Source organism: Caenispirillum salinarum AK4, from assembly GCF_000315795.1.
GTDB lineage: Bacteria > Pseudomonadota > Alphaproteobacteria > Rhodospirillales > Rhodospirillaceae > Caenispirillum > Caenispirillum salinarum.
In genome coordinates this window covers 243,591-268,963 of the sequence record NZ_ANHY01000004.1, presented here as the reverse complement: position 1 = coordinate 268,963, position 25,373 = coordinate 243,591, and the positions used below count along the sequence as shown (strand labels likewise).

Sequence of the window (25,373 nt, the reverse complement as noted above, 5' to 3'; positions counted from 1 at the left end):
ATGAACGCCACCAGCCTTCAATTCAAGGAAAATGCCCACCGCGCCATCGAGGACGAAAAGCTCAAGAAGGCGCTGGGCACCATGAAGGTCGGCTTCCGCGAAAAGCGGGCGGCGGCCGTCGCCAAGTTGCCGGAGTTCGAGGAACTGCGCGACGCCGGGCGCGACCTTAAGAACCACGTGCTGGAGAACCTGGACCACTACCTGACGGTCTTCGAGGCGCGGGTGAAGGAGCAGGGCGGCCACGTCCACTGGTGCCGCGACGCCGAGGAAGCCCGTCAGACGGTGCTGAAGATCTGCCGCGACAAGGGGGCCAGGACGGTCACCAAGGGCAAGTCCATGATCGCCGAGGAGATCGCGCTCAACCATTTCCTGGAGGAAAAGGGGATCGCGCCGATCGAGACGGACCTTGGCGAATACATCATCCAGCTGCGCCACGAGCCGCCAAGCCACATCATCGCCCCGGCCATCCACGTCTCCAAGGAAGCGGTGGCCGACATCTTCCGCGAGACCCACAAGCAGTACGCCGCAGACCGTCCGCTGTCGGAGCCGCGCCAGCTGCTGGACGAGGCGCGCGACGTGCTGCGCGGCCAGTTCATCGAGGCCGACGTCGGCATCACCGGCGCCAACATGCTGATCGCCGAGACGGGGTCGACCGTCATCGTCACCAACGAGGGCAACGGCGACCTGACGCAGCTGCTGCCCAAGACGCACGTCGTGCTGGCGAGCATCGAGAAGGTGGTGCCGACGCTGGACGATGCCTGCACCATCCTGCGGCTGCTCGCGCGGTCGGCCACCGGGCAGGAGATGAGCAGCTACACCACCTTTTCCACCGGACCGCGCCGCGCCGACGACCGCGACGGGCCGGAGGAGTTCCATGTGGTGCTCATCGACAACGGCCGCTCGGGGATGCTGGGCACCGAGTTCCAGGAGATGCTGCGCTGCATCCGCTGTGCGGCCTGCATGAACCACTGCCCCGTCTACGGCGCCGTCGGCGGCCATGCCTATGGCTGGGTCTATCCCGGTCCCATGGGCAGCGTGCTGACGCCGGCGCTGATCGGCATCGAGAATTCTGCGCCCCTGCCCAATGCCTCCACGCTCTGCGGCAAGTGCGAGGAAGTCTGCCCCATGCGCATCCCCCTGCCCCGCATGCTGCGGCACTGGCGGGAGAAGGAGTTCGAGCGCCACCTGCCGCCGGCCCGCGTGCGCCAGGCCTTCCGCTTCTACGCCTGGATCGCCACCCGGCCCAAGCTGTGGCGCTGGTACACGGCGGCGGCGGCGCGCACGCTGTCGATCTGGGGCGGCAAGCGCGGGCGCATCAAATCGCTTCCCATGGCGAAGCCCTGGACGGACGCCCGCGACATGCCCGCGCCCGAGGGCGAGACCTTTATGCAGCGCTACAAGCGCCAGCAGAAGGCCGGTGGCAAGGCGGCCTGACCGATGGTCATTCCGGCGCCGAAATATAAGATCAACAAGCGCGACGTGGTCCTGCACGAGCGCCTGCAGGAGGCCTATGACGAGGGCCGGTTGATCGTCCACACCGATTTCATGCGCCTGAACCGCACCGACAGCCCGGTGTTCAGTCCCTGGCTCAACACCGTGCCGCTGCTGACCCTGCTGACGCTGGCGCTGCTGGTGCTGCTGTTCGGCGGGTTGCTGTCGGGCACCGTCGCACTGGTCTTCGCCGTTGCCATCTACGCGCTGGCGATCCGCCCGTGGACGGCGCAGACGGTCCACCGCAAGGCCGTCGCCCTGATGATGCGCGACGCCGGCGCCTGGGTTCGCCTGTGGGCCCACGGCGGCATCGTCCTGCAGCTGGCCGCCGACCGCCGCGTGGGCTGCGTCGCGCCGGAAGGCGACTGGCGCGCCTTCGCCTCCCGCTATTTCGCTGAAAAGGCCGGGGCCGCTTCGCCCGGCCTGTCCATGGCCTGACCCTGGAGTTTACATGTCGTCCGACGCCCGCACCCATGTGCTGACCCGCATCCGCCGCTCGCTGAACCGGGGGGAGTTGCCCGACGAGGCGCGCGCCGAACTGGACCGCCGCATCAACGAGCCCAAGCCGGGCGTCGTCCCCGCCCGCGCCACCGGCGAGCATGCCGCCCTGGTGGAGCGCTTCGTGGAGATGGCGGAGTTCGCCGCCGCCACCGTCACGCGCGTGCCGGGCATGGAAGCCGTGCCCACCGCGGTGGCCGACTGGCTGAAGGGCCACAACCTGGCGCCCAAGGTGGTCGCCGCCCCCGACGCGACGCTCGACGGGCTGGAGGGCCACGGCACGCTGGAGGTCACCCGCGGTGTCGCCCACCCGGCCGACCAGGCCGCCGTGACCCCCTGCTTCGCCGGCGTGGCGGAGACCGGCACGCTGGTCCTGCTGTCGGGGCCGGAGCATCCCACCAGCCTCAACTTCCTGCCCGACAACCACATCATCGTGGTGCGCGCCAGCCAGGTCGTCGGCGGCTATGAAGAGGCCTGGGCCAAGCTGCGGGCGCAGGGCGCGGTGCCGCGCACGGTGAACATGGTCACCGGGCCGTCGCGCACCGGCGACATCGAGCAGACGCTGCAACTGGGCGCGCACGGGCCCCGGCGGTTGCACATCGTGCTCATCGACGACCACAGGCGCGGGACGGATAGCGGCGAAGGGTGATGGCGCGGCGCGGTCGGAAACGGTCCCTGACGCCCGACGAGGCGGCGCTGTGGCAGGCGGTGGTCCAGACCGCCGAGCCGCTGGCGCCCGCCCGTGCCCGCCCGGCCGCGCCCGACACTGAGTCCGAGCCCGCACCGGACCCCGAGGCCGAGGCGCCTCCCGTGCCGCCCATCCCCCGCCCCAGCAAGAGCGGCTACCGTGCCTCCTCCGGCGGCATGGCGGCGGTGCATGGCGCCCAGACGCCGGCGGCGGAGGCCAAGAAGCGCCTGCAACAGCTCTCGCACGGCCAGACGGCCGGTATCGACCGGCGCACCGCCAGCCGCTTCACCCGCGGGCGCATGAACATCGACGGCCGCATCGACCTGCACGGCATGACGCAGGAAACGGCGCACCGGGCGCTGTGCGGCTTTCTGGCGCGCGCCTACGACAAGGGCAGCCGCTGCGTCATCGTGGTGACCGGCAAGGGCTCGCGCGGGGGCGAAGGCGGCGGCGTTCTGCGGCGCATGGTGCCCATGTGGCTGAACGAGCCGGGCCTGCGCTCGCGCATCCTGTCGTTTTCCCACGCCCAGCCCCGTGACGGCGGCGAGGGCGCCCTCTACGTCCTGCTCAAGCGGAAGCGCGGCGGATGACCCCTTTCGGCGCCCGGTTGCGAGAACTGCGCGAGGCGCGCGGCATCGCCCTGAAGGACATGGCGGCCGACGTCGGCGTCACGCCGGCCTACCTGTCGGCCCTGGAGCACGGCCACCGCGGGCGGCCGGGATCGGGGCTGGTGATGCTCATCTGCGGGTCGCTCGGGCTCATCTGGGACGAGGCGGAGGACCTGAAGCGCCTGGCCGAGGTCTCGCGCCCCAAGGTTTCCATCGACACGGGCGGCCTCAGCCCGGCGGCGACCGAACTGGCGAACCGCTTGGCGGAACGCATCCGCGACCTGGATGACGCGACGCTGGCCGAGATGCTGGCCCTGGTCGACCGCCCGCCGGCGCCCGTCGCGGGGCATCGCGGCCGGCGTCAGGCGCGTTGAAGGACCACCGGCGCGGCGCCGGCGCGCCTTGTGCCGGCCATTCCCGCGCCCCACGATCGCCACGGTCGGCGCCCACACTGGTGCCACCGGTCAGAAAAGGGATGGATTGGAAGCGATGAAGCGTGTTTCTCGGAACGTGGCGGCGGCGGTGCTGCTGGCCGGCCTGTCGGGCCTGGGCATGGCCGGCTGGAGCACCCCGGCGGCGGCGGTGGTCGACGCCAACCTGGGCCCGCAGGAGCGCGAGGTGCTGGGCAAGGCCGAACAGGCGCTCAACAGCATCGACACGCTGCAGGCCCGGTTCCTCCAGCTGGCGTCGACCGGCAACAGCGTCGAGGGCGAGGTCTACATGGACCGGCCCGGCAAGATGCGGCTGGAGTACGACACGGCGCCCATCCTCATGGTCGCCAACGGCCGGCACCTGATCTACGTGGACAAGGAACTGGACCAGGTCAGCTACCTGGGCCTGAGCCAGACGCCCGTGGGCGTGCTGCTGCGCCAGAACGTCAGCTTCGGCGACCCCGACATCACCGTCACCGACGTGCGCCGCAAGGACGGCGTGGCGGAGATCGACGTGGTCCAGACCGAGGACCGGGGCTCCGGCACGCTGACGCTGGTGTTCACGGAAAACCCGTTCGAGCTGCGCCAGTGGCGCGTGGTGGACGCCCAGAACACCCAGACGGCGGTGTCGCTCTACAACACGCGGACCGGCATGGCCCTGCCGCAGGACCTGTTCGAATATTCCCGGCCGGTCGATCCCACCAATCCCATGGGGCGGAACTGATGGTGGGAACGACGGATCTCGGCGTGCTGTTCGTCGCCGGCTTCGGCCCCATCGCCCGCACGCCCGCCCGCGGCTGCGCCTTCTGGCGCGACACCCTGGGCCTGCCGCTGACACCCATGGAGGGCAACCCGGATTACCTGGTGGCCCACGGCCTGGAGGGCGCGAAACATTTCGCCGTCTGGCCGCTGGCCCAGGCGGCGCAATCGTGCTTCGGCACCGAGGCTTGGCCCGAGGACGTTCCGGTTCCGCAATGCTGGGTCGAGTTCGATGTCGCGGACCTGGAGCGGGCGACGGCCCTGCTGAAGGAGCGGGGCTGCGCGCTGCTGGTGGAAAACCGCAAGGAACCGTGGGGCCAGCGCGTCTCCCGCCTGCTGGCGCCCGAGGGGACGCTGATCGGCGTCACCCACACCCCGGCCCTTCGCGAAGGGGGCGGCGAAGCATAGAGAAAGGGCTCGTGACGATCTCTGCTTTCGCGCAACATCGTTTCGTGGAAGCTATGCAAAAAGATATAGAGATCATGCGCCTTCGGGATTGCGGCGGGGAAAAAAGCGACCCATATTCAGCCTGTCCCGGAGGCACCCCCCTCGCCTTCGGGATGTGGGATCCGGCTGGTCCCCCCCTTTCGCCGGATCTCGCCCCTCGGCTCAACGAGCCTGGCGCCCGGTCCGCTCCCCCCCGGATCGGGCGCTTCCCTTATGGGCCCTGCCTCCTGCTATACTCCGCGCGAAATCAACGCCCTGAAGCAGGAGTTGCCATCGTGGCCTTTGTGGTTCCCGCGCCCCGGATTCCCGCCGTGCCCGTCGAGGGCACCGACGACACCTTCCCCGTCCGCCGCGTCTTCTGCGTCGGCCGCAATTATGCGGCCCACGCGCGTGAGATGGGCGCCAACCCTGACGCCGAACCGCCGTTCTTCTTCATGAAGCCGGCCGACGCTCTGGTTCCGGGTGGCGGCGACGTTCCCTACCCTCCCGCCACGGCCGATCTGCACCACGAGGTGGAGATGGTCGTCGCCCTGCGTGACGGCGGGGCCGACATCGCCCAAGAGGCGGCGCTGGATGCCGTGTTCGGCTATGCCGTGGGCATCGACCTGACCCGCCGCGACCTGCAAGCCGCCGCCAAGAAGGCCGGCAAGCCCTGGGACATGGCCAAGGGCTTCGACGCCTCGGCCCCCATTTCCGCCATCCGCCCCGCCGACCGCTGCGGCCATCCCGCCAGCGGCGCCGTTTCCCTGTCCGTCGACGGCCAGGTACGGCAGAACGGTGATCTGGCGGACATGATCTGGTCCGTCCCGGCCATGATCGCCTACCTGTCGACGCTGGTGATCCTCAAGCCCGGCGACCTGATCTTCACCGGCACGCCCGAGGGCGTCGGCGCGGTGGCCCGGGGTGCGCGGATGGATGCGTCGGTGGACGGCATCGGTGCGCTGACGGTGACGCTGGTCTGATGAAAATCGTGACCTGGAACGTCAATTCCCTGCGGCTGCGCTTGGGCCTGGTGGAAAAGCTGACCGACGAACTGGCGCCGGACGTCCTGTGCCTGCAGGAAACAAAGTGCCCGGACGATCTGGTCCCGCACGAGGACCTTAAGCGCCTGGGCTGGACCCACGTCGCCCACCACGGTCAGAAGGGTTACAACGGCGTCGCCATCCTGTCGAAGCGGCCGCTGTCCAACGTCCGCACCCACAGCTGGTGCGACACGCCGCAGTGCCGCCACCTGATCGCGGAAGTGGACGGGATGGAGGTCCACAGCCTCTATATTCCCGCCGGCGGCGACGTGCCGGACCCGGAGAAGAATCCCAAATTCGACCAGAAACTGCGGTTCCTGGACAAGATCATAGACTGGTTCGCCGGCACCTACGGCCCGCGCGACCCCATCGTGCTGGCCGGTGACTTCAACGTCGCCCCCCTGGCGGCGGACGTGTGGGACCACAAAAAGCTTCTGAAGGTGGTCACCCACACGCCGGCAGAGACCGCGCGGCTGGGCTTCCTGCGGCAGACGCTCGACTGGACCGACTCCACCCGCCACTTCGTCCCCCACGATGAACCGGCCTTCACCTGGTGGAGCTACCGCAGCCCCGACTGGCGCAAGGGCAACCGGGGCCGGCGGCTGGACCACATCTGGGTCACGCCGGCGCTGAAGGATCGGCTGGTCGATCATGACATCCATGTGGACGGACGGGATTGGAACAAGCCCTCCGACCATGTGCCGGTGTCGGTGACGCTGTCCGCTTGACCGCGGGTGCGGTCGCGCTTAACCGGTCGTCCAGCCGCGGGCGGAAAAATTCCGTCAGCCTGGCGGAGGCCGGGGTCCTTCCCCAGCGTCAGCCCACGCCTCGCCCGCTTCGGGGCATCCGGCCGGACCCCGAAACGTCGATTCCGTGTTTCACGTGAAACAGTTGGCCGCCGGCGGCAGCCGATCACCGGAGCGCTCATGCCACCAGGTCGAGCCGGTCGGGTTTCGCCGCGCCATAGGCTTGCGTGGTGCCGTAGGCGCGGGCCGCCGGACCGAAAACGTCGGACGCCAGCGCGGTGGGTGCGGGTGCGGCGGCAGCGCCCGGCGCCGTCGGCTGCGGCGGACTTCCGGCCGCCTCCGTCGCCTTTGTCGATTCGGCCCGGGCAGCTTCGGCTTCGGCCCGTTCCTGCTCGCGCAGCTGGGCGGCGGCCATGGCTTTCTGGGCATCGGCGCGCGCGGCCACCGCCCGGTCCTGGCCCGATGGCTCGGCGGGCGCCAGGGCGGCAGCCTTGACCCGTTCCATCTTGTCGATGGTGGCTTCAGGATCGTCCTCGGGCGAGGCGTCGATGGGCACCTCGCCGCCGATGGCGTAGGACTGCCCGTCCGGGCCCTTCACGGTGTCGTAGGAGGCCGCGCCGGCCAAATGGCCGCCGACGGTCTGGTGCGCCTGTTCGTGGCGGCGCACCTCGGAGTCGCGGGCCTTCAGGTCGCGGAGGGTGCGCTGTTCCTCGGCCGACAATTCACCCGGCCGTCCGGTGGATGCGGTTTCGGTGCCGGTGCCGGTGCCGGTGTCGGTTTCGTCCCCGGCCCCGGCAGCGCGCGTCCGGCCGGAGTCGACCAGCCGCTGCGCCTCGCGCGAAAGAGAGACGGTGTCACCGGTTTCGCGGCTGCGGGACAGGGTGTCGCGCGCCTGCGGCTGACGCTCGGCGTCGCGTTGCGTCTCCTGGGCCGGCGCCGTCTTCTCCGCCGCCGGCCGCGCCCATGAGGGCGGCACGGGCATGGCGGAGGGCGGCAGGCCGGGCTGTACGGGAGGTGAACTCATGACGCGGGCGTCCATGCAATCCACGGCGCCCAAGACGGGCGCACCGAAAGACGCCGAAGAGTGTACGCCTTTCGATGCGCGATGAAAAGGCGGGCGCCGCTACTTTTTCCCGCCGAAGTAGGCCTTGCTCGCGGCGAACACGACGCCCGACAGGGCGACCAGCGCGATCAGGTTGGGCACGGCCATCAGCGCGTTCATGATGTCAGCAATGGTCCACACCAGGTCCAGCTGCGCCGTCGCGCCGACGTAGAGCGCCACCACCCACAGCAGGCGATAGGGCAGCACGGCCTTGACGCCCATCAGGTAGACGGCCGTGCGCTCGCCGTAGTAGGCCCAGCCGAGCACGGTGGTGAAGGCGAAGATCACCAGGCCGAAGGTGACGATCAGCTCGCCGCCCTCGAAGCCCCGGCCGAAGGAGGCCGCCGACAGGGCCGCACCGGTCTCGCCGGTCAGCCACTCGCCGCTGGTCAGGATCACCAGCGCCGTCATGGTGCAGACGATGATGGTGTCGATGAAGGTGCCCAGCATGGCCACCGTGCCCTGGCGCACGGGTTCGTTGGTGCGGGCGGCGGCATGGGCGATGGGAGCCGAACCCAGACCCGCCTCGTTGGAGAAGATGCCGCGCGCCACGCCGAAGCGCAGCGCCGCCCAGACCGCCGCGCCGGCGAACCCGCCGGTGGCGGCGGTGCCGGTGAAGGCGTCGGAAACGATCATGGCAAGGGTCGCCGGAACCTCGGTGATGTTCAGGGCGATCACCACGGCGGCCGCGCCGACATAGAAGATCGCCATGAGAGGCACCAGACGTTCCGCTACCGTACCAATACGGCGGATGCCGCCGATGATGACCAGGAAGGCCAGAACGGCCAGCGTCACGCCGGTCCAGGCGTGGGGGACGGCGAAGGTTTCGTTCAGGGCGTCGGCCACGGAATTGGCCTGCACCGTGTTGCCGATGCCGAAGGCGGCGACGGTGGCGAACAGGGCGAACAGCCAGGCCAGCCACGCCCACTTCCGGCCCATGCCGTTGCGGATGTAGTACATGGGGCCGCCGATGTATTCGCCGCGCGCGTCGGTCTCGCGGTAGGTGACGGCCAGGACGGCCTCGGCATACTTGGTGGCCATGCCGACGAGCGCGGTGATCCACATCCAGAACACGGCGCCCGGCCCGCCCAGGGCGATGGCGGTGGCGACGCCCGCGATGTTGCCGGTGCCGACCGTGGCCGACAGCGCCGTGGTCAGCGCCTGGAAGGGCGTGATGTCGCCGGCGTGCTCCGGGTCGGCCTTGCGGCCGGCCAGCGTCATGCGGATGCCGTAGGGCAGCTTGCGCTGGGGCAGCAGCTTGAGGCCGATGGTCAGGTACAGGCCGGTGCCCAGCAGCAGCACCAGCATCACCGGGCCCCAGACGAACCCGGATATCTCGCCCAGAATGGTGTTCAGGTCCATGACCATGACGTCCTTTCTTCCGAGGATCTTCATCGATTAAGCGAAGAAAGGGGGCGTTCTGCGCGATCCCGGCCGGCGGGGCAAGGGCCGCTTGCGGCCGGACAGCGGCTCAGGCCGTGGCGGTGCCTTCCAGCACGTCGCCGACATCGTTGCGATCCCACAACGGTTTCCAGTCGAAGAACGGCGGCAGGATCTCGTCGTACTGCAGGTGAACGGCGGCCGGGCTCATGGGGCTGAACGCCGGCATGATCTCGAACAGGCGGTTGGTGGTGGCGCGCTCGCTGCCCAGCTTGCGCTTCTTGGTGGCGATGAAGCGCGTGTTCTCGAAGCAGTCCCAGTGGTCGCGGACCACGTGGGCGTGGGTGAACAGCGTGTGGGTGGCGTTGTGGATGGTGCGCCACCGCCGGTCCCGTCCCAGCACCAGGTAGGACGGCGGGTGGTCCGTGTAGAGCGAGCCGTGTTCCTGCGGCGCGATGACCAGCGGCCCGCCGATGCGCGCGGCGGTGTCGCGGTAGAAGTCCCACATGGCGCGCACGCCGGTGTCCTCGTGCAGCCAGTCGTCCTCGACGAAGTAGACCAGCCCGTCCAGGCCGCGTGCCCAGTCGAACTGCTGGAGCAGGCTCGGTCCCTGCCCCGGTGTGGTGGTGGTGACCACCTCCACCGGCACCTCGGCGGGCTCCAGCACCTGCTTCAGGCGCCGCAGCGGCGCGGGGTCGGAGCGGTCGTCGAGCACACGCAGGGTGACGGTTCCGCCGCCGTACGCCGCCGCGTCGTTCAGCGACCGCACCAGCGAGCGGGCGCAGCGCAGGGTCAGTTCCTCAAGGCTCGATCCGGTGAGGCGCGGCTTGGGATTGACGTTGCGGTTCTCGCGCAGGCAGGTGCGCAGGCAGACGTTCAGGGTATCGCCGCCCGCGACCGCCGCCCCGCCCGCGGGCCGGGCCTCCAGCCCCTCCACCGCCGCGCCGGCGGGAGCCTCGGCCAGCGCCCGGTGCAGCACGCGCATGCCGCCCAAGCCCAGGCCGTTGTCCTTGCGGACCTGATAGCCCTTCAGGCGCACGAGTTTGTCGGCGATGCGGATGAGCGGGTTCATGGGGCCACCTCTGCGTTACGGGTGGCCCCTTTATTCATGCTCCCGCTGCCGGGTGCAAGAGTCGACGCCGTTACGGGAAGGTAACGGTCGCGACGGCGCGCCGAACCTTGGCATCCGCCCACTCCACCGGCTCCGTCGGGGGCGCGTCGGCGGCGGGCACGGTGGTGCCGGTGCCCGGCGTGTCCAGGATGACGGTGCCGGCGTCGGTGGTGACGGAGACCTCGCCTTCCACCAGGAAGACCGAAAACGCGCCGTCGATCACGCCGCCCCAGACGTCGGTGCCGCGGATGCCGATGGTGGCGACGGGGGTGACGATCCGGGTGCCCTCGGCATGGCGCAGGGCGCCCGAAATCAGCCGGAAGGCGCCGTCGACATACATCTCCAGCGCCGTCTCGTCCTCGCCCAGCACCAGATCATCGACCACCAGTTCGGCGTTCTCGCCCAGAAGCAGCGTGCCCTCGTCCAGCAGGGCCACCTGAAGCCGACCGCCGGGGCCGGTGGTCAGGCGGTCCTCGTTGGCGACGGGATCGCTGGGTTTCAGCGCCATCGCCTGCTGCGCCCGTTCCGCCCGTGCCTCGCGGGCGACGCGGGTGACGATGCCCACCGGGCCGATGCCGGGCATCGCGGCATCCTGCTGGTCCTGCGCCAGCACCGGCGGGGCGGCGGGGACGGCCACGAGAACGGCGGCGGCGAGGGTCAGGGCGGTCAGGACTCGGCGCATGGGCAAGAGGCTCCGGCAGGCAGAAGAGTGGTCATGCCTCCGCTATACGCGGCGGCGCGATGCCTGGGCTGTAACAACTGGGTGAGCGGAACGGGTCCCGGCCGTCAGGGCGCGTAGCGGAGGTACGCCACCTTCGCCTTGCCGTAGACGCGCACGTCCTCCGGCACGAACCCCTCCGGCGGCTCCGGGTCGCGGGTGCTGGGCACTTCCACCACGCAGACGGCCCGCGGGGCGATCCACCCCTGCTGCGCAAGGGCAATCAGGGCCGGCGTTTCCAGGCCGCTGTCGTAGGGCGGGTCCATGAGCACCAGCGAACACGGCGCCGTCGCGGCGGGCGGCCGGGTGGCGTCGGCACGGGTGATGGTGACGTCGCGGCCGGCCTTCAACGTCTCCACGTTCTGCTTCAGCACCGCCAGCGAGGCCGGCGCCTGTTCCAGGAACGTCACATGGGCCGCCCCGCGCGACAGGGCCTCCAGCCCCAGCGCGCCGGTGCCGGCGAAGGCGTCCAGCACGCGGGCGCCCTGAAGCTGAAAGTCATCGGGGTCCCAGCCGTGACCGAGCTTGGAGAACACGGCCTCGCGCGTGCGGTCGGCGGTGGGGCGGACGTCGCGCCCCTCCGGTGCCGACAGGCGGCGGCCGCGATGGATGCCGGCGACGATGCGCATCAGCCCTCGCGTCCCTTCCCGCGCGCCGCCGCCGCCTTCTTGCGTGCGCCGGGGCGCACCTTGCGCGGCTTGGCGACCGCGCGGCCCGTGGTGTCGGCGGAGTTCTTCTTGGGCCGGCCTTCCTTCTGCTCGCCGGGGCCGCGGCCGAGCTGGTCCTTCAGCACGCGGGTCGGCACTTCCTCCACCGCGCCGCGCTCCAGCATCCCCAGGTGGAAGGGCCCGTAGGAAATGCGGATGAGGCGCGTGACCGTGTACCCCAGGTGCTCCATCACGCGGCGCACCTCGCGGTTCTTGCCTTCCTTCAGCGAGACCGTGACCCAGGCGTTGGTGCCCGTCTGGCGGTCGAGTACGGCATGGATGGAGCCGTATTTCACGCCCTCGACCGTGACGCCGCGTTCCAGCGTCGCCAGGGTCTCGGGCTTGACGATGCCGTGGACGCGCACGCGGTAGCGCCGCACCCAGCCCTGCGAGGGGTGCTCCAGCTTTCGGGCCAGTTCGCCGTCGTTGGTGAGCAGCAGCAGGCCTTCCGAGTTGATGTCCAGCCGCCCGACGGAGATGACGCGCGGCAGGCGGTCGGCCACCTTGTCGAAGACGGTCGGCCGGCCCTCCGGGTCCTTGTGGGTGGTCACCACGCCGGCGGGCTTGTGGTAACGCCACAGGCGCGGCGGCTCGGGCGCCAGCACCGGCTTGCCGTCGACGACGATCTGTTCGTCGCCGGTGACCAGCACGGCGGGCGTGTCGAGCTTCTTGCCGTTGACCCGCACGCGACCCTCGCCGATCAGCCGTTCGGCATCGCGGCGCGAGCAGAGGCCAGCGCGCGCCAGATACTTGGCGATGCGCTCGCCCTTTTCCGCCTCGGGCGCCGCGTCGGGGCCGGGAGCGGGGGTGTCGTCGGGGCGGTCGTCGGTCATGCGGAAGCGGCCTTCACGAAAGCGGCGAGGATGGCGTCGTCGGCCGGGCTGATGCTGTACTCGGGGTGCCACTGCACGCCCAGGCAGAAGGGGTGCGCCGGGTCCTCGATGCCCTCCACCACGCCGTCCGGCGCGATGGCGTTGACGGTCAGCGTCTCGGGCACGGCCTTGACCGCCTGATGGTGGGCGGAGTTGACGGGGAACTGGAGCGTGCCCGTGACGCGGTGGAGCAGCGTGTCTTCGGTCACCACGACCATGTGGCCGGGTTCCGTGCGCGGGTTGGGCTGCTCGTGGGCCAGCGGGTCGTCGACCTCGTCGGGAATATGCTGGATGAGGGTGCCGCCCAGCACGACGGCAAGCAACTGCTGGCCGCCGCAGATGCCCAGGATCGGCATCTTGCGCGCATGGGCGCCCTTGGTGACCGCGAGTTCGAAATCGGTGCGGCCTTCCTTGAGGACCACGGTGCCGTGTTTCTCCCCGGCGCCGAACAGGGCGGGGTCGACGTCGAAGGCCCCGCCGGCGACCAGCAGGCCGTCGATCATGTCCAGGTATGTCTCGGCCTGCGACGGATCGTGGGGCAGCAGGATGGGCGTGCCGCCGGCGCGGGCGACGGCTTCGCAGTAGTTCTTGCGCAGGGCATACCAGGGCAGTGCCGAATAGCCGCCGCCGTCCTCGCTGTCGAGGGGGATGCCGATCACGGGTCGTCTTGTCATGGCCCCGTATTTACGCCGGGCGCGAAGGGGGCGCAATGGGTGGCGTCAGGCGCGGTGGCGGTGGCGAAGGCTTGAGAGGCCGCGGGCGGCCCGGGTCCTGGCAAATCGCTTGAGCTCATCCAGCCGGATCTGCATCGCTTGAGGCGACACCCGAAAGATCCTTGCCATCTCGTCGACGTCCCCGCCAGTGTTTTGATACTCCGCCTTGACGAGGGGGGCCGGCAACAGGATGGCCGCCGCGTATTGGTTGGCTTGGCGCTCAAGATGGTTGGACAGGGTTTCGCTGCGGTACATTTCGTTGTCGACCACACCTTCCCGTATGCGGTCGCGATGCATATGGAAGTGGGCGAGCTCATGCGCCAAGGTGAAACGTTGGCGGTTCGGATGATGCTTGGCGTTGATGTGAATGGCGAAGTTTGAACCACTTCCGCCAGGACCGATCCGCTGTATTTTGCCGGAGATCGTGTCCGGCAGCTCACGATCATAATGCACGGCGATGCCAAGGTCGCGTGCCATCCCTTCAAGGTCGACCGGCGCGGCCCCTTGGTGGCGGCTAATGATCTGGCCGGTAGTCATGTCAGCCCGGTTGGTCATCGTCGGCATCCTGCCAGAATTTCGCTTCCTCGTCTTCGTCAAGCGCGCCGAACTGGTCAGACATTGCTTCCCGCGTTTCCGCAATCGCAACCTTTTCCGCGACTTCGCGCGCCTTATTCTCGGCCGCTGTCTTGATCGCGTTGTATCCCCAGATCGCGGCGGCGGCGATGAAAACCGTCACTCCGGCCAGGACTACGGCGACCGATGTCAACAATATGGCGGCGAAATCGTTCCAGTCCAAGCCCGTAGGCTCGGCAAGGCCGCGGTGGATGGACAGCCCGATAATGGTCGCCGCCAGAACTAAATTGACGATTAGAATGGTGATGTTCGCGATGAACACGGCGCATGGCTCCCATAGGATACAGGGTATTCTAACAACTTCAGGTAGGCCCCGCCACCGCTCCCGCTTGACGCCCCCACCGCCCCGCCGCACTCTCCGTCCATGACCGGAAAGCCGCCCTCTCCCGCCGATTTCATGGATGCCGCCTTCGCCGAGGCGGCGGCGGCCGGGGCGCGCGGGGAGGTGCCCATCGGGGCGGTGGTCGTGGAGCCCGCCACGGGCCGCATCCTCGCCCGCGCCGGCAACCGGACGGAAGAGGATCGCGATCCCACCGCCCACGCGGAACTGTTGGCAATCCGCGCCGCCTGCGCGGGGCGGGGCGATGCCCGGCTGCCGGACTGCGACCTGTACGTCACGCTGGAGCCCTGCCCCATGTGCGCGACGGCCATTTCCTTCGCGCGCATTCGGCGGGTGTATTTCGCTGCCTACGATCCCAAGGGCGGTGGCGCGGAGCACGGGCCGCGCATTTTCGACCAGCCCACCTGCCACCACCGGCCCGAGGTCTACGGCGGCTTGCGCGAATCAGAGGCCGCGGCGCTCCTGCGAGACTTCTTCAGGGCCCGCCGCTAGGGTTATCCACAGCCGCAACCGGGCTTTCTCTTGCGCCGGCTTCGCGCCTTGGGCATCCTTGCGCGCCTGATGGATGCCTTTATGAGGAGTTTCTGATGTACAAGGATTGGGCCAAGCTGGCCGAGGATCTGTCGGGTGCCATGGGGGAGGTCCGCAAGGGCATTCCCGACACCATGAAGGGCTTCTCCGCCCTCGCCCGCGCCGCCACGGCCGACGGCGCGCTGGACCCCAAGACCAAGGAACTGATCGCGCTGGCCATCGGCGTCGCGGTCCGCTGCGACGGCTGCATCGCCTTCCATGCCAAGGCCGCCGCCAAGTACGGCGCGACGCGCGAGGAAATCCTCGAGACCATGGGCATGTCGGTCTACATGGGCGGTGGCCCGTCCTTCGTCTACGCCGGCCAGGCGCTGGAGGCCTTCGACCAGTTCAAGGCCGCCCAGGACGAGGCCTGATGCCATGACGCCGTTCCTCCGCCGCCTGCTGCACCCTGTTCCCGCCGCCGCCGCGACCGTCGCGGCGGTGCTGGCGCTGGGTGCGGCCGGACCCGTGGCGGCGGCGGAGGGCGGCGGCAGTTCGGGCGGCATGGATCGGGGCGACGTGGCGGAACTGGCCGGCCAGTACATCCTGCTCGACCCGCTGTGGATACCCATCGAGGACGTTGCCAACCGGCGCACCTACCATGGCGGCCTGCTGGTGCGCCTGGAGCCCAACCCCGAGCGCAAGGTCGATGCCTGCTACGCCGTGCCGGACGTCGTCGACGCCCTGGTGGTGGACTTCTTCCACGACCGTATGACCCGGTCGGAACACCAGCGGCCCGGCTACGTCGCCAAGCGCATCCAGGACGTGGTGGAGCGCGAGGCGGGCAAGGACGTGTTCGACCTGCCCCAGGTGTTCGACCAGGTGCCCGAGATGGACGACAACAGCATCAAGTTGTCACGCACCTGCCAGTAAACGGTCATCATCCTTTCGTCGACCGATGCCACCCCCGGCCTTGTGGGTGCGTTGCGGCAGGAGTATGATGCGCCGCACAATCACCACGCCGATTTACTTGCGAGGAGGGTGGCATGTCCGACGACGTGATCCTGAACTACTATGAAGACATCGAGGTCGGTCAGAAGGCGGTCTTCGCCAAGACCATCACCGAGGCCGACATCCTGATGTTCTCGGGCGTCTCGGGCGATACCAACCCGGTCCACCTGAACCAGGAATATGCCGAGGGCACCATGTTCAAGGGCCGCATCGCCCACGGCATGCTGTCGGCGGCGCTGATCTCCACGGTCTTCGGCACCAAGCTGCCCGGCCCGGGCTGCATCTACGTGGGCCAGAGCCTGAAGTTCAAGGCGCCTGTGCGCCCCGGCGACACGGTGACCGCGGTGGTCGAGTGCACGGCCAAGGCCGACGAAAAGAAGTTCTGCACCTTCAAGACCGTCTGCACGGTGGCCGGCAAGACCGTCATCGACGGCGAGGCGACCCTGATGGTGCCGTCCAAGGCCGCTGCGACGGCCGCGGCGGAGTAACCCTCCACCGCTTCCGCACATCAGCCGGAACCAAAACGGCGGGCCGCCTGTGAAAAAGAAGGCGGCCCGCTGTTGATTCCCCGACACCGGGTTTACATTAGGGGAGTGACGACGCCCGAACCCCCTCCCCCGCGGCCGTCCATGCCTGGCCGCATCCTGCTGACCCGCGCCTCCCTGCTGGCGGAGCGGCTGTGGGAACGGTTGTGGCCGGCGCTGACGCTGGCGGCGGTGTTCTTCGGGCTTGCCTTCCTCGACATTCTGCCGCGCCTGCCGGGCTGGCTGCACCTGGGCCTGCTGGTGGCGCTGGCGGCGGGAACGCTCGCCGCCCTGGTGCTGGGCCTGCGCGCCTTTCCCTGGCCCAGCCGGCACGAGGCGCGGACGGCGCTTGAGACGCGCGGCGCCCCAGGCGACCACCGCCAGCCCTACCACCGCCCCCTGACGGCGCTGGAGGACCAGCCGTCGAGGCCGCACGGCGATACCCTGGCGGCCGGTCTGTGGGAGGCCCACCGCGCCCGCATGCTGGCGGCGGCGAAACGCCTGTCGGTGCCCTTCCCCAGTCCCCGCATGGCAAGCCGCGATCCGGTCGGCGTGCGCGCCGTGGGTGTTCTTCTGGTGGTGGTGGGCGTCGCCATCGGTTGGGGCGACCTGGGCCAGCGGCTGGAGCGCGCGCTGAACCCCACGCTGCCCGCCCCGTCGACGGCGCCGCTGACGGCCGACATCTGGATCACGCCGCCGGCCTACACCGGCCGTGCGCCCCTCACGCTTGCCGCCGGAACCGAGTCGGACGCCGAGGCCGCCGGTGGCGTCGCCGCGCCCCAGGCCGCCGGACCCCTGCGGGTGCCGGAAGGCTCGGCGGTGGTGGCCCTGGTGCATGGAGCGGACGACCCGGCCCTGCGCGTCGACGGCACCGGCGGCGCGACCATCCCCTTCGAGGCCATCGGCGACGGCAGCCACCGGCTCGAGGCCGAACTGACGGCCGGCCAGCGGCTCGCCATTCTGGACGACGGCGACATGGTGGAGTCCTGGCCCATGACCGTGGTGCCGGACATGCCGCCGACGGTGCGCTTCACCGGCCCGCCCGAGGAAACCTCGCGCTGGCGCCTGCGCCTGCCCTACGCCGCCGGAGACGATTACGGCATCGAAACTTTCCTGGTGCAGATCACCCGCCCCGACCGGCCCGACGCCGAAACCCTCGAGGTGGATCTGGCCGCGCCCGCTCCCGGTCCGGCGGATGCCGAGCTGGTTGAGCAGCCGGGCCGCGCCGCCATCGACCTGACGCCGCACCCCTGGGCCGGATTGCCCGTGACCGTCCGCCTGAAGGCCACCGACGCCGCCGGCCAGACCGCGTACTCCGATCCCATCGACACGCTCCTGCCGGAGCGCCAGTTCCAGCACCCGGTCGCCCGCGCCATCGCCGCCGTCCGGAAAGAGGTCGCCCGCGACCCCGACCAGGCCCGCGACGCCGCCAAGGTGCTGGACCAGATCAGCCGCGAGCCGGCGCGCTTCAGCCACGATTCCGTGGTGTTCCTGGGCCTGCGCATCGCTGCCGACCGCCTCTACCATTCCGGCGAGGACACGGCGGAGCGCGACGGCGTGCTCGACCTGCTGTGGGACCTGGCGATCCGGCTTGAGGACGGCGGCCTGACGCTTGCCGGCCGCGACCTGGAACGCGCCGAGGACGCCCTGCGCGAGGCCCTGGAAAACGATGCCCCGGACGCCGAGGTGGAGCGCCTGATGCAGGAGCTTCAGCAGGCGCTCCAGCGGTTCTCGGAAATGATGGCCGAGATGATGCGCGACATGCCGCAGATGCCGCCGTTCGACGGGCCCATGCCGGACACCATGCAGACCCTCGACCCGCAGGCCATGCAGGAGATGCTCGACCGCATGCGGGAGATGAACGAGCTGGGCGCCCGCGATGCCGCCAAGGCCATGCTCGACGAACTGTCCCGCATGATGGAGGCCATGCGCAACATGCGCCCCATGTCGCCGGAACAGATGCAGCAGATGCAGCAGGCGCAGGAGATGATGCGCGAGTTGCAGGACTTGGCGCGAGAACAGGAACGCCTGCTGGAGGAAACCTTCCGCCAGAGCCAGCAGTTCCCGCAGAGCCCGCTGTCGCCCTTCCAGCAGCCGCCGATGCCGGGACAGCAACAGCAAGGGCAACAGCAGCAGGGCCAGCAGGGTCAGCAGGGTCAGCAAGGCGAGCAGGAGGCGCTCACCGCCGCCGAGCAGGAGGCCCTGCGCAAGCGCCTTGGCGACCTGATGCGCCGCCTGGGCGAAATGACCGGCCAGGTGCCCGAGAACCTTGGCGACGCCGAGCTAGCCATGCGCCGGGCCGAGGACGCCCTGCGCGGTCAGCAGCCCGGCCCCGCCTCGCAGGCCCAGGGCGAGGCGCTTGAAGCCCTGCGCGACGGTATGGGCCAGTCCATGCAGCAGATGATGCAGGCCATGGGCATGGGCCAGGGCATGATGATGCCCATGCCGATGCCCATGGGCCGCGGCCAGATGCCCGGCCGCGATCCCCTCGGCCGCCAGCAGGGCATGGACCCGGACACGGTGGAGGTGCCTACCGAGCCCGAGGAGAAACGGGCCCGCGAACTGCTGGAAGAACTCCGCCGCCGCGCCAGCGAACGTGACCGCCCCGCCGACGAACTCGACTACCTGCGCCGCCTGCTGCGGCAGTTCTGACGCCGCCGCCGCCGCCGCCGGCTTCGCGCTGGCGCGCGATGAGGGGTGCGAGAGGCGCGGCCTCTCGCGCTCTCGGTCCGAGGGGGCGGTGCGGCGGCTTTTTCGCGCGTGCGGTGGAGTCCTGCTTTCGCAGGAATGGCGGCAAGTTTTATGCTCCAAATCAATAGCTTAATTAAAGCCCGTCGCCCGCGCGCGTCGTCCGGCGTCCCTGCGACGCCGCAGAGGGATAGCCTCGCAGGCAGGGGTGTCGGTCTTCCTGAAATCGCGGGGGAGCGCGAGGGGGAGGCCGCGCCTTCCCCTCGCATCCTTCTTCGTGCACCGCGTCGCGCTGGCGCGCGATGAGGGGTGCGAGAGGCGCGGCCTCTCGCGCTCTCGGTCCGAGGGGGCGGTGCGGCGGCTTTTTGCGCGCGTGCTGTGGAGTCCTGCTATCGCAGGAATGACGGCGCGTTTGAGACTCCAAGGTCCACGCGCGTCGTCGGCGTCTCTGCGACTCCGCAGACGTGAGGCCTCGCAGGTGTGTCCGTCTTCCTGAAAACCGCAGGGGAGCGCGAGGGGGAGGCCGCGTCTTCCCCGCGCGTCCTTCACCTGACGCCGATCACTCGGCCGCCTGGTCCGCCTGGTCCGCCTGATCCGCCTGGCCTGGCGGCTGTGTCTGCATTTGCGGCTGGATGTCCTGTTCCATGCGCTGGGTGGCTTCCGAAAGCTGCTGGCGGGCTTCGTCGATGGAGGCGAGGAGTTCGGCGCGCTGCGTTTCCAGCCCCTGCACGCGGGCCTGTGCCGACTGCACCGACTGGGTGACCTGGGCGAGGCGCTGTTCGGCCTGTTCCAGTTCGGCCTCGCGGCTGGCGATGCGGGCCTGGAGGGTACCCAGCGTTTCCTGGCGTTCCGACAGCGTTTCCTCGGCGTCGGCGAGGGTCTTGCTGAGTTCGGTCGCGCGCTGTTCAAGGCCGGAAACGCGGGATTCCGCCTGCCGGGCTTCGGCCTGGGCCTGTTCCATTCGGGCGCGCACTTCTTCCAGCGCGTTTTCCGCCTCCGCGGTCTGCTGCTGGGCCTCGGTGATTTCCTCGCGCAGTTGGGTCAGGCGGGCCTCGGCGCCCGAGACCTCGGCCGCGGTGTCGGTGGCGCGGGTCTGGAGGGCGTCAAGCTCGCCACGGGCTTCCTCCACGGCCAGCGTCAGTTCTTCTTCCTGGGTCTGAAGGGCCTGCACCTCGGCCTGGCGCTGGTCGGCCTGACTTTCCACCTGGGCGGCTTCGTCGCGCAGCGCGGCGAGGCGATCCTCGGCGGCGGTGACGTCCACCTGCAGTTCGGTGATGCGGTCCTGAAGTTCGTTGGCGCGGCCCTCGGCGGCGCGGGCTTCCTGCACCGAGCCTTCCAGCTGCGCCAGTTCCTCCTGCGCGGCCTGCTGCTGCTGTTCGGCGGTCTGGGCCTGGGCCTGGGCTTCCTCGGCGCGGGCCTGGGCCTCCTGCAGGCGGGCCTGGGCTTCCTCGGCCTGGGTCTGGGCCTCGACGGCCAGTTGTTCGGCTTCCTGCGCCTGGGCCTCGGCGGCTTCCTGGTCGGCGCGCAGGGCGAAGAGGACGGTTTCGGTTTCCGAGATCTGTTCCTGGATGGTGGCGAGGTCGCCGGCCGCCTCGCGCTCGGTTTCCAGGGTGGCGCGCAGGTCGTCGATTGTGCCGTCGCGGGCGGCGGCGACCCACCATCCGGCGATGGCCACGATGGCGAGAACCACGGCGACGGCGACGGCCGACATGGGCCAGGAACGGGACGATGCCATGACGGGGGAGTCCTCCATGCGGGTGGTGACGGGCCGGTCTTCTCCAAGAACGATCCATCATCCCCCGCCGCTCGGGTCCCGTGGGGGCTAGGCGTGCGCCTTTCGATCGGCCGCGCCGGCCGGGCCCACGCCTATCTGCTCAGGCCCTTGGCGGCCAGGTCGGCGGCGTAGTCCTTCATCAGCTGGTCCTGCCGGTGGCCGAGTTCGTGCAGGTAGGTCCAGGTGTAGATGCCGGTGTGGTGACCGTCGTCGAAGAGGATGCGGATGGCGTAGTTGCCCACCGGCTCCACGTCGGTGATGCCCACGCCGCTTTTGCCGGCGACGGTCTTCTTTTCCGCCGGACTGTGCCCCTGCACCTCGGCCGAGGGGCTGTAGACGCGCAGAAGCTCGGCGCCCAGCACGAAGCTCTCGCCGGTCTCGAAGGTGATGTGCAGGGTCCGCGCGCCCCGGTCGACGCCGATTTCCTCGGGATAGATGCGGTCGCCGGCGCCTGTCATGCGGCGGGCCCTTCGTCCAGCGGGCGGGCCTCGTCGATGAGCATGATGGGGATGCCGTCGCGGATGGGATAGGCCAGTCCGCCCTTCTCGCTGATCAGTTCGTTGTGCTCGCGGTCGTATTTCAGCGGACCCTTGGTCAGCGGGCAGACCAGGATGTCGAGCAGCTTGGGGTCGATGGCGGCGGCGGAGGGCTGTGGCATGGGTCGAAATCCTTCGATCGACGGCGAATGATGCCGGGGTGTATCACATGGGGCCGCCGGGCGGCATCCCGCCGCTGTCGAAGGCGCCCATTTCCAGCAACGTCACGAGCGTGTCGGCCCGTTCCTGCGGCGTGTCGGCCTCCATCAGCGCCTGGCGCTCCACCGCCGACAGGGGGCAGAGCATGGCCAGGCTGGTGACCAGGTTCAGCGGCCCCAGCGCCGAGACGATCTGCGGATCGAACTGCATGCGGTGGCGGGCGGCGAAGCTTTTCAACGCCGTCATCAGGCGGTCGCGGTCGAGCCGGATGCCCTCGGGCAGGTCCAGGTCGTGGGCGAAGTCCTTCCACTCCGCCTGGACGCGACGGTAGCCGCGCCTGAGGTCCAGTTCCGGCCCCACGCCGAAGCGGCACACGCCCGTCAGGGTAATGAGCAGGCGGCCGTCGTCGGTTTCGGAAAAGGCGGAGATGCGGCCGGCGCAGCCCACCGAGAACACCTTGGGCCGGTCCTGCCCCAGGCCGAGCGGCCCGTTGTCCAGCGGCAGGACCATGCCGATCATGCGGCTGGAGCCAAGCGCATCGAGCGTCATGTTCAGGTAGCGCGGCTCGAAGATGTTCAGCGGCAGCCGCCCGCCGGGCAGAAGCAGCACCTCGGCCAGCGGAAAGATGGGGATGACGTCGGGTAGGTCCTCCAGACGCGGATGGAACGGCCCTGGCATGGTCACGACGTCACTCCCCTGCGCTTTCCGTCCCCTGACCGAACACTATCAGGTCAGGCGAACATCATCGACGACAACTTCCTACGGCCCTTGATGGTGGCCGGATCGGTGGGACCGAAGGCTTCGAAGAACTTCACCAGCTGGGCGCGCGCGGCGTCCTCGTTCCAGGTGCGGTCGCGCTTGAAGATTTCCAGCAGCTGGTCGACCGCCTCTTCCCGCTTGTTGGCGGCGTAATAGGCGTTGGCGAGGTCGAACCGGGCCTGCAGGTCGGCCGGGTCGGCCTCCACCTTCTTTTGCAGGGCGACCACTTCCTCGCTGTCGGCCGGCGGGGTGTCGGCCAGTTCCAGGGCGGTCTTGGCGGCCTGGACGTCGGCGTGGGCCAGGATGTCGGCGGGAAGCTGGCTCAGCAGTTCCTTCGCCGCGTCGGGCTCGTCCATGGCGACATAGCAGCGGATGATGCCCGCGATGGCCGGCGCGTTCTGCGGGTCCTGGCCGAGGATCTGCTCATAGACGCCGGCGGCCTGGTCGGCCTGGCCCTGGTCGAGCAGTTCCTTGGCCTGCTCCAGCGCCTGGTCAATGACGTTGGCGCCGCCGCCGGCCAGCTTGTCGATGAACTGCTTCAACTGGCTTTCCGGCAGCGCGCCCTGGAAGGCATCCACCGGGCGGCCGTCCTTGAAGGCGTAGACGGTGGGGATGGACTGGATGCGGAACTGGGCGGCCAGCTCCTGGTCCTTGTCGACGTCGACCTTGACCATCTTCACCTTGCCGCCGGACTGGCGCACCAGCTTTTCCAGCATGGGGCCAAGCGACTTGCAGGGGCCGCACCACTCGGCCCAGAAGTCGACGATGACGGGCACCGTCTGCGACTGCTCGATGACGTCGGCCATGAAGGTGGCGGCGGAGGTGTCCTTGACGGCATCGCCGCCGGCGCCGCCGCCCTGCCCCTGGTTGCCGCCGCCGGCCGGATTGCCGGCTCCGTCGAGAATGATTGCCATGGTCGCTTCGTCCGTATCCTGGATGATGGTCTGTTGATCTAATACGCGTCGATGATTGACATCATCAACGCTGCGTTCAAGCGGCACGCAGCCTCACGCGCCATAAGGCGCGGCGGCCAGTCGGCCTTGCCGGGCGACGAGTGTCCGTATTCATGTGTCACCCGGTCTGAAATAACGGGCCCGGCGGATGCGCGGACGCGCCGCCGGGGCGGAAATGTGCCTCTTTACATGGCGCGGGGGCGCGGGCGTGGCAAGGGCCAAACGCCCACGCCGCCAAGGGGGAAGAGGGGCCTTCGGGGCGCGGGTTCGGGCGCGTGAGAAAAGTGTCGAAAAATGTCTTGCATCGGGCGCGGCGATGTATATATTCCCCTCCACGCCGCAACGACGGGCCGTCACGAAAGTGCAATTGGTTCAGGCGTTTGCGGGCTTCTTACTCGATGCGGGCGTAGCTCAGGGGTAGAGCACAACCTTGCCAAGGTTGGGGTCGTGGGTTCGAATCCCATCGCCCGCTCCAGTAAGACAACCGGCTGACGAGCCCCGCTCCGGCCGGTTTTTTGGTTCCCTCCGGGGACGGCTCTCGGGCCGGCAGCGGAGGTCATACCCGACGCGGGCGTAGCTCAGGGGTAGAGCACAACCTTGCCAAGGTTGGGGTCGTGGGTTCGAATCCCATCGCCCGCTCCAACAGACGAAAAACCGGCCGTCGAGCGTGAAGCTCCGGCCGGTTTTTCTTTGGCTTGGACAATGCCCGAAATCAACAGGCTATCGCTTGTAATAAGCTTTATCTATAGCTGCATTTACTCGCAAGCGCATTAAGGCGTCGAAGCGGCGTGCTTGACCGAGGATGCGATTGCCCTTTCTGCCGAAGGTCGCGGAGGCCCTCTTCAGGTACGTGTAAAAGGTCCACGAGCGATAGTCACTGGAAAGATGTTCTTTCTGAACACGCGCAAACCTCTGACTAAGCAATGAATAATTAAAGCTATCTTTCAACTCCTTGAGCCCAAGGCTTTTGTTATCTCGCACGTGGCGGGCCGCCTCTCGCTTGGCGGCAATCGAAACCTTTCGGTACAACCGTGAAATCGTGCTATCGCGGATATAAACGCGCTTTCCATCATACCGAAAACCAAGGTACTCAAGGCCGTTTCGACCTTGAGGACCATAGATATGCTCATGCCTCAACGAAGGCCCGTCGCGCCGAAACTGGACGACGCAAGTCTTTTTATCCTTTATTCGGAGCTCCGAGCCATAGCGCTTGATCTCGTCCTTTACAAAATTGACGGCATCGTCCGCTTCCCTCGCCGCACCGGGGAGAATGAGTAGGATGTCGTCTGAGTAACGCATATAAAATCCGCCTCGGCTTTTGACAAAGTCATTGGCTGACACGTCGAAATCCAGGAGGTAGAAGTTAGCAATCAAGTCCGAGATCGGGGCGCCCTGCGGAATCCCCCGCCCGCTCTTATTGCTCTCAACAAGATTTGAGTAAGCAGGGTCGTAACCGCAAATTTTGGCCCTGAACTCTTCCGGTTTGCAGAGCTGCTTTGGCATTTTTCGGTAAGGAACAGTGAACTGGTCGATCTTAGAGGCGCCGACCTTGATCGACTTGATGAAACCAAGCCTCCTATAAACCTCTCGCTGGTCAACGTAATGATACTTAGTAATATTCCTAAACACAGCGTAATGATCCTCTGGGAGCTCCGGAGCACCTAAAAGATCGCGCCATCCCGATTTGATCATACTATGGTCGAGATTTTCGAAGTATCCTTCGATATCCAGAGCGATCGCGACACAATCTTTTAGATGGTCGATGGCCTCGAATGCATCTTTCGCAAAGTCGATATTGCATTTCCCAGAATTTGAGCCCGGCTTCGGAATTTTCCGGTAAGCAATCGGACATCCTTCAATACCTAGCGTCTTCAGCCTTCGTTCATAAGGGCCGGACAGAAGGTGTCGGTAGTATGTGAATATGTAGGCGTCTCGTCGAGCACCGTAGCGGATCGGCCGGCTCTTCTTATCCGGCTTCGGGCCGTTAACAGAGCGGTAGGGCTGCCATTCCTCATTGTATAGAAAAAGCGGGTAGAACGTATTCTGCGCGACCCGCCTCTTGTCCGTTACCAGACGCATTATTTCCCGCTTCGAAAGCGGAGCGTCGAAGTGCGGGTAATTCTTTAAGTGTTCTGATTTGAGCTCGAACTTTGAGGTCATTGCTCTGCGCGAGTGGGGACGAAACATTGGGCA

The 25,373-nt window shown here is 68.3% G+C and carries 29 protein-coding genes and 2 tRNA genes; 16 read left to right on the top strand and 15 right to left on the bottom strand.

What is annotated here, in order from left to right:
• The 9 genes from C882_RS04700 to C882_RS04660 all read left to right on the top strand — a co-directional run bounded on the left by C882_RS04700 (nt 1) and on the right by C882_RS04660 (nt 6,672).
• Entirely contained in the window at nt 1-1,434 is a 1,434-nt protein-coding gene (locus C882_RS04700) for a LutB/LldF family L-lactate oxidation iron-sulfur protein (RefSeq protein WP_009539405.1), read from the top strand.
• 3 nt (nt 1,435-1,437) lie between these two features.
• Entirely contained in the window at nt 1,438-1,929 is a 492-nt protein-coding gene (locus C882_RS04695) for a hypothetical protein (RefSeq protein ID WP_009539404.1), read from the top strand.
• Nucleotides 1,930-1,942: 13 nt separating this feature from the next.
• Nucleotides 1,943-2,638, top strand: coding sequence for a LutC/YkgG family protein (locus C882_RS04690; RefSeq protein ID WP_009539403.1), 696 nt, complete (start codon nt 1,943-1,945; stop codon nt 2,636-2,638).
• Nucleotides 2,638-3,267, top strand: coding sequence for a Smr/MutS family protein (locus C882_RS04685; protein WP_043643596.1), 630 nt, complete (start codon nt 2,638-2,640; stop codon nt 3,265-3,267). The genes C882_RS04690 and C882_RS04685 overlap by 1 nt, the downstream gene beginning before the upstream one ends.
• Nucleotides 3,264-3,659 carry a helix-turn-helix domain-containing protein gene (locus C882_RS04680; protein ID WP_009539401.1) on the top strand — a complete coding sequence of 132 codons (396 nt, stop codon included), beginning with the start codon at nt 3,264-3,266 and terminating at the stop codon, nt 3,657-3,659. Before C882_RS04685 ends, C882_RS04680 begins: the two co-directional genes overlap by 4 nt.
• 115 nt (nt 3,660-3,774) lie before the next feature.
• On the top strand, nt 3,775-4,440 hold the full coding sequence (locus tag C882_RS04675) for a LolA family protein (protein ID WP_009539400.1): 666 nt from the start codon (nt 3,775-3,777) through the stop codon (nt 4,438-4,440).
• Nucleotides 4,440-4,883 carry a VOC family protein gene (locus C882_RS04670; protein WP_043643595.1) on the top strand — a complete coding sequence of 148 codons (444 nt, stop codon included), beginning with the start codon at nt 4,440-4,442 and terminating at the stop codon, nt 4,881-4,883. The genes C882_RS04675 and C882_RS04670 overlap by 1 nt, the downstream gene beginning before the upstream one ends.
• Before the next feature lie 314 nt (nt 4,884-5,197).
• Entirely contained in the window at nt 5,198-5,884 is a 687-nt protein-coding gene (locus tag C882_RS04665) for a fumarylacetoacetate hydrolase family protein (protein ID WP_009539398.1), read from the top strand.
• Complete coding sequence (locus tag C882_RS04660; protein ID WP_009539397.1) at nt 5,884-6,672, top strand: exodeoxyribonuclease III; 789 nt, start codon at nt 5,884-5,886, stop codon at nt 6,670-6,672. The genes C882_RS04665 and C882_RS04660 overlap by 1 nt, the downstream gene beginning before the upstream one ends.
• A 196-nt stretch (nt 6,673-6,868) precedes the next feature.
• Here the strand turns inward: C882_RS04660 and C882_RS22950 are convergent, their stop codons facing one another.
• From C882_RS22950 to C882_RS04615, 9 genes are all read right to left on the bottom strand, one after another.
• Nucleotides 6,869-7,714: a putative metalloprotease CJM1_0395 family protein gene (locus tag C882_RS22950; RefSeq protein ID WP_051999993.1), complete on the bottom strand. Its 846-nt coding sequence runs from the start codon at nt 7,712-7,714 to the stop codon at nt 6,869-6,871.
• Between the two features lie 99 nt (nt 7,715-7,813).
• Nucleotides 7,814-9,160: an alanine/glycine:cation symporter family protein gene (locus tag C882_RS04650; RefSeq protein WP_152415198.1), complete on the bottom strand. Its 1,347-nt coding sequence runs from the start codon at nt 9,158-9,160 to the stop codon at nt 7,814-7,816.
• A 103-nt stretch (nt 9,161-9,263) separates the two neighbouring features.
• Nucleotides 9,264-10,244, bottom strand: a complete 981-nt coding sequence (locus C882_RS04645) for a hypothetical protein (RefSeq protein ID WP_009539394.1) — start codon at nt 10,242-10,244, stop codon at nt 9,264-9,266.
• 70 nt (nt 10,245-10,314) lie between these two features.
• Nucleotides 10,315-10,965: a FecR family protein gene (locus C882_RS04640; RefSeq protein WP_009539393.1), complete on the bottom strand. Its 651-nt coding sequence runs from the start codon at nt 10,963-10,965 to the stop codon at nt 10,315-10,317.
• 104 nt (nt 10,966-11,069) lie between these two features.
• Complete coding sequence (gene rsmD, locus C882_RS04635) at nt 11,070-11,630, bottom strand: 16S rRNA (guanine(966)-N(2))-methyltransferase RsmD (RefSeq protein ID WP_009539392.1); 561 nt, start codon at nt 11,628-11,630, stop codon at nt 11,070-11,072.
• Nucleotides 11,630-12,541, bottom strand: coding sequence for a pseudouridine synthase (locus tag C882_RS04630; RefSeq protein ID WP_009539391.1), 912 nt, complete (start codon nt 12,539-12,541; stop codon nt 11,630-11,632). The genes rsmD and C882_RS04630 overlap by 1 nt, the downstream gene beginning before the upstream one ends.
• Nucleotides 12,538-13,254: a gamma-glutamyl-gamma-aminobutyrate hydrolase family protein gene (locus C882_RS04625; RefSeq protein WP_043643593.1), complete on the bottom strand. Its 717-nt coding sequence runs from the start codon at nt 13,252-13,254 to the stop codon at nt 12,538-12,540. Before C882_RS04625 ends, C882_RS04630 begins: the two co-directional genes overlap by 4 nt.
• Nucleotides 13,255-13,299: 45 nt before the next feature.
• Nucleotides 13,300-13,848, bottom strand: a complete 549-nt coding sequence (locus tag C882_RS04620) for an ImmA/IrrE family metallo-endopeptidase (RefSeq protein WP_051999990.1) — start codon at nt 13,846-13,848, stop codon at nt 13,300-13,302.
• On the bottom strand, nt 13,832-14,188 hold the full coding sequence (locus C882_RS04615; RefSeq protein WP_009539389.1) for a hypothetical protein: 357 nt from the start codon (nt 14,186-14,188) through the stop codon (nt 13,832-13,834). The genes C882_RS04620 and C882_RS04615 overlap by 17 nt, the downstream gene beginning before the upstream one ends.
• 102 nt (nt 14,189-14,290) lie before the next feature.
• On the opposite strand from C882_RS04615, the gene C882_RS04610 reads away from it, so the two are divergent.
• The 5 genes from C882_RS04610 (at nt 14,291) to C882_RS04590 (ending at nt 18,963) form a co-directional block, all read left to right on the top strand.
• Nucleotides 14,291-14,758: a nucleoside deaminase gene (locus C882_RS04610; RefSeq protein WP_009539388.1), complete on the top strand. Its 468-nt coding sequence runs from the start codon at nt 14,291-14,293 to the stop codon at nt 14,756-14,758.
• A 95-nt stretch (nt 14,759-14,853) separates the two neighbouring features.
• Nucleotides 14,854-15,210, top strand: a complete 357-nt coding sequence (locus tag C882_RS04605; RefSeq protein WP_009539387.1) for a carboxymuconolactone decarboxylase family protein — start codon at nt 14,854-14,856, stop codon at nt 15,208-15,210.
• 4 nt (nt 15,211-15,214) lie between these two features.
• A complete protein-coding gene (locus tag C882_RS04600) occupies nt 15,215-15,709 on the top strand; it encodes a hypothetical protein (protein WP_009539386.1) in 495 nt (164 codons plus the stop codon).
• A gap of 113 nt (nt 15,710-15,822) precedes the next feature.
• A complete protein-coding gene (locus tag C882_RS04595) occupies nt 15,823-16,275 on the top strand; it encodes a MaoC family dehydratase (protein WP_009539385.1) in 453 nt (150 codons plus the stop codon).
• Between the two features lie 141 nt (nt 16,276-16,416).
• The gene (locus C882_RS04590) at nt 16,417-18,963 is read left to right on the top strand and encodes a TIGR02302 family protein (protein WP_009539384.1); all 2,547 of its coding nucleotides are present in this window, start codon (nt 16,417-16,419) and stop codon (nt 18,961-18,963) included.
• Nucleotides 18,964-19,558: 595 nt separating this feature from the next.
• Here the strand turns inward: C882_RS04590 and C882_RS04585 are convergent.
• The 5 genes from C882_RS04585 to trxA form a co-directional block, all read right to left on the bottom strand.
• Entirely contained in the window at nt 19,559-20,734 is a 1,176-nt protein-coding gene (locus tag C882_RS04585; RefSeq protein WP_009539383.1) for a coiled-coil domain-containing protein, read from the bottom strand.
• Between the two features lie 131 nt (nt 20,735-20,865).
• Nucleotides 20,866-21,231 carry a gamma-butyrobetaine hydroxylase-like domain-containing protein gene (locus tag C882_RS04580; protein WP_009539382.1) on the bottom strand — a complete coding sequence of 122 codons (366 nt, stop codon included), beginning with the start codon at nt 21,229-21,231 and terminating at the stop codon, nt 20,866-20,868.
• Nucleotides 21,228-21,431, bottom strand: a complete 204-nt coding sequence (locus C882_RS04575) for a Trm112 family protein (RefSeq protein WP_009539381.1) — start codon at nt 21,429-21,431, stop codon at nt 21,228-21,230. The genes C882_RS04580 and C882_RS04575 overlap by 4 nt, the downstream gene beginning before the upstream one ends.
• 43 nt (nt 21,432-21,474) lie before the next feature.
• Nucleotides 21,475-22,146, bottom strand: a complete 672-nt coding sequence (locus C882_RS04570; RefSeq protein ID WP_043643745.1) for an LON peptidase substrate-binding domain-containing protein — start codon at nt 22,144-22,146, stop codon at nt 21,475-21,477.
• Nucleotides 22,147-22,199: 53 nt separating this feature from the next.
• Nucleotides 22,200-23,141: a thioredoxin gene (trxA, locus tag C882_RS04565; protein ID WP_152415197.1), complete on the bottom strand. Its 942-nt coding sequence runs from the start codon at nt 23,139-23,141 to the stop codon at nt 22,200-22,202.
• 439 nt (nt 23,142-23,580) lie between these two features.
• On the opposite strand from trxA, the gene C882_RS04560 reads away from it, so the two are divergent.
• Together C882_RS04560 and C882_RS04555 are read left to right on the top strand one after the other, a co-directional pair.
• Nucleotides 23,581-23,655: transfer RNA gene (locus C882_RS04560), tRNA-Gly, on the top strand.
• 92 nt (nt 23,656-23,747) lie between these two features.
• Nucleotides 23,748-23,822, top strand: a tRNA-Gly gene (locus C882_RS04555).
• Nucleotides 23,823-23,900: 78 nt separating this feature from the next.
• On the opposite strand, the gene C882_RS23860 is transcribed toward C882_RS04555, so the two are convergent.
• Nucleotides 23,901-25,340, bottom strand: coding sequence for a reverse transcriptase domain-containing protein (locus tag C882_RS23860; protein ID WP_160166767.1), 1,440 nt, complete (start codon nt 25,338-25,340; stop codon nt 23,901-23,903).
• Nucleotides 25,341-25,373: the final 33 nt, after the last annotated feature.